The sequence below is a fragment of the Agromyces binzhouensis genome (genome assembly GCF_004135055.1).
Lineage (GTDB): Bacteria > Actinomycetota > Actinomycetes > Actinomycetales > Microbacteriaceae > Agromyces > Agromyces binzhouensis.
Genome location: NZ_SDPL01000377.1, coordinates 1 through 3,076, shown reverse-complemented (window position 1 = coordinate 3,076; position 3,076 = coordinate 1). Strand labels below are relative to the sequence as shown.

2 protein-coding genes are annotated in these 3,076 nt (G+C 72.6%); both read right to left on the bottom strand.

What is annotated here, in order from left to right; genetic code table 11:
- The coding region (locus ESO86_RS14405; RefSeq protein WP_422836499.1) for an ABC transporter ATP-binding protein at positions 1-1,439 on the bottom strand (1,439 nt) is incomplete at its 3' end.
- 386 nt (positions 1,440-1,825) lie between these two features.
- Positions 1,826-3,076: dimethylargininase (ddaH, locus tag ESO86_RS20090; RefSeq protein WP_340638863.1), on the bottom strand; the 1,251-nt coding region annotated here is incomplete at its 5' end.

The window sequence follows — 3,076 nt, the reverse complement described above, 5'->3', positions numbered from 1 at the left end:
AGCGCCTCGTCGAGCACGCGCTCCGCCTCGGCCGCGACCGCGGGGTCGGCCGCGGCCTCGCCCGTGAGCTCGGGCCGGCCGAGGAGGACGTTGTCGCGCACCGACGCGGAGAACAGCGTGGCGTCCTCGAACGCCATCGCGATGTGCCGGCGCAGCTCCTCGCGCCGGAAGGCGCGCACGTCGACGCCGTCGAGCGTCACCGACCCGCCGGTGACGTCGTACAGGCGGGTGGCGAGCGCCGTCATGGTCGTCTTGCCGCAGCCGGTGAGTCCGACCAGCGCCATCGTCTCGCCGGGCCGGAGCACGAGGTCGACGCCGTCGAGCAGGTCGCCGAAGCGCTCGGGCGAGTCCTGGTAGCGGAAGTGGACGTCGGAGAACGCGAGCTCGCCGCGCGGCGACGTCAGCTCGGCGGGCCGCTCCGGGTCGCGGACCGCGTTCTCGCTGTCCATGACGTCGAAGTACCGGTCCGTGGCGGTCCGCGCATCCAGCGAGAACGCCAGCAGGAACCCGATCGACTCGATCGGCCAGGCGAGCACCGCCGCCGTGGCGAAGAACGCCACGAGCTGGCCGACGGAGAGCTGGCCCTGCGCCGCCAGCTGGACGCCCAGCACGAGGCAGATCGCGAGCGCCACCGCTGGCACGACGAGGATCCACACCCAGATGTTCGCGTCGAGTCGCGCCTTCTCGATCTCGGTCGAGCGCAGTTGCTCGGCCTGTGCGCGGAACGAGCTCAGCGCGTGCTTGCCGCGGCCGAACGCCTTGAGGACGCGGATGCCGTGGACGGACTCCTCGACCGCGGTCGCGAGGTCGCCGGACTGGTCCTGGCTGCGACGCGACACCTCGGAGTAGCGGCCCTCGAACCGGTAGCCGACGATCCACAGCGGGATCGAGCAGGCGAGGAAGACGAGTCCCAGCATCCAGCTCATGGAGATCAGCACGACGGCGCCGACGACGATCACGACGAGGTTCATGACGAGCAGCACGAGGCCGAACGCCAGCCACCGGCGGATGAGGCCGAGGTCGCTCACGGCGCGCGAGAGGAGCTGGCCGCTCGGCCAGCGGTCGTGGAAGCTGACCGGCAGGTCCTGCAGCTTCGCGTAGAGCGCGTCGCGCATGCGCGCCTCGACCCTGGTGGTCGGACCGATCACGAGCCAGCGCCGCAGCGCGAACATGGCGGCCTCGCCGGCGCCGAGCGCGAGCACGAGCAGGGCGAACGGCACGATCGCGGCGCGATCGCCGTCGGCGAGCGGGCCGTCGACGATCGCCTCGAGCACCTGCGGGATCGCGAGGGCGATGAGCTGCGCCACGAGGTAGGCGGCCATGCTCCCGTAGATCGCGGGCATCGCGGGCCCGACGTACTCGCGCAGCCGCATGAGGGCGCGCACCGTCCCGGTGCGCTCGGCGTGGGGAGGGTGGAGGGTGGATTCGGTGGCGGTCACGCCGGGTTCCTTCCGGGAGGCGCGACGGGTCGCGCGGATGCGACTCGTCGTGGGAGACGTGGATGCCGCGCGCTCGATCGCGCGCAGGCGGAGGCGGGGCGTGGCCCCGCGTGGATCGGCCGGCGTCCCGCCGGCTGGACGGTCTCGGGGCGCTAGCCCAGGTCGACCGTGGCGGAGGAGGCGAGCGTCGGGACGAGCGCACCGAACGCCGCGACCGTGCGGGCGGGAATGCCGGTGTACTTCATGTCGTCCTCCTGCGTCGTGGTCACGAACCCATCGCCCGCCGGATGGTTCCCCGAGCGGGCAGCCCTACAGAATATGCCTCGGCGCCCGAGGGACGCAAGACCGGATTTCGAAGCGCCGACGACCTCGCGGGGCGGAACGGATCAGCGAACCCGCACCGACAGGCAGGTGACGCAGCCCTCGAGCTTCTCGAACTCGCTGATGTCGACGGTGACCACGCGGTAGCCGAGGCCCGACAGGAGCTCCGCGGTCCGGGGCGCCGCGGCCGACATCAGCAGCGTCTCGTCCGACAGGATCACGACCGCGACACCCTCGGGCTCGGGGACCGCGAGGAAGCGCGGGAACAGCGACGTCGAATCGATGAGGTCGGGGAAGCCGATGACGGTGCCGTCGGGCAGTGCCGTCACGGCGCTCTTCAGGTGCAGCGCCTTCGTGATCGGCACCGCGACGACCGTGTAGCCGAGCGGCGAGAGGATGCCGCGGAGCTGGCGGACGCCCTCGGCGTTCGTCCGCGATGACGCGCCGACGTAGACGGTCGAGCCGATCTTGAGGACATCCCCGCCGTCGAGCGTGCCCGGGGCGGTGATGCGTGCGACCGAGACGCCCGGGAAGGCGCGCACGGCGCGCTCGACGGCCTCGACCTCGGGCTTGCGCGATTCGGCGCCGGGATTGGCGAGCACGGCGAGCCCGTCGAAGAAGACCACGGCGTCCTCGATGAACACGGAGTCGGGCAGGTCGGGTGCGGCGTCGACCTCGACCGTCTCCCACCCCTCGGCCACGAGCGCGGCGCAGTAGTCGTCCCACTGCTCGTCGGCGAGCGCCTGGTCGACGGGGCGGCGCTCGAGGTGCGTCAGCTCGGCCTCGTCGAGGTTCGATGCGGGGATGCGCACGAGCGCGACGCGACGGGCGGCTCGACGAGGACGGTGGGCGAGCACCCACGCGGCCACGCGGGGGGCGACGAACACCTCGGCGATCACGGCGGCGACGATGAACAGGAGGTTGAGCCCGAGCAGGCTCGAGAGCACGAGCGAGAAGACCTGGGCCGACACCTGGACGCCGCTCGAGAGCACGTTGGCGCTCGCGGCGATGAGCGTCGCGAGGACCGCGGAGGTGAGTCCGACCGGCAGCGCGAGGAACCAGGCGCGAAGCGCGCCGACCGCGTTGCCGATGCAGAGCAGCCCCCAGAGCACGACCGCCGCGAGCGCGAAGTACGGCACGACCTGGGCGAGCACCACCGGGTTCTGCTCGCGCGACACCAGGTTGGCGAGCACGCCCGCGCCGAAGGCGATGAGCGCGACGGCGCCGGCCGACGCGATCGCCGCGATCGAGCGTCGGGCGACGGTCGCCTGCGCGGGATCGAGGGCGGGCACGGCCGGGGGCTGGGTCGCGGGGGG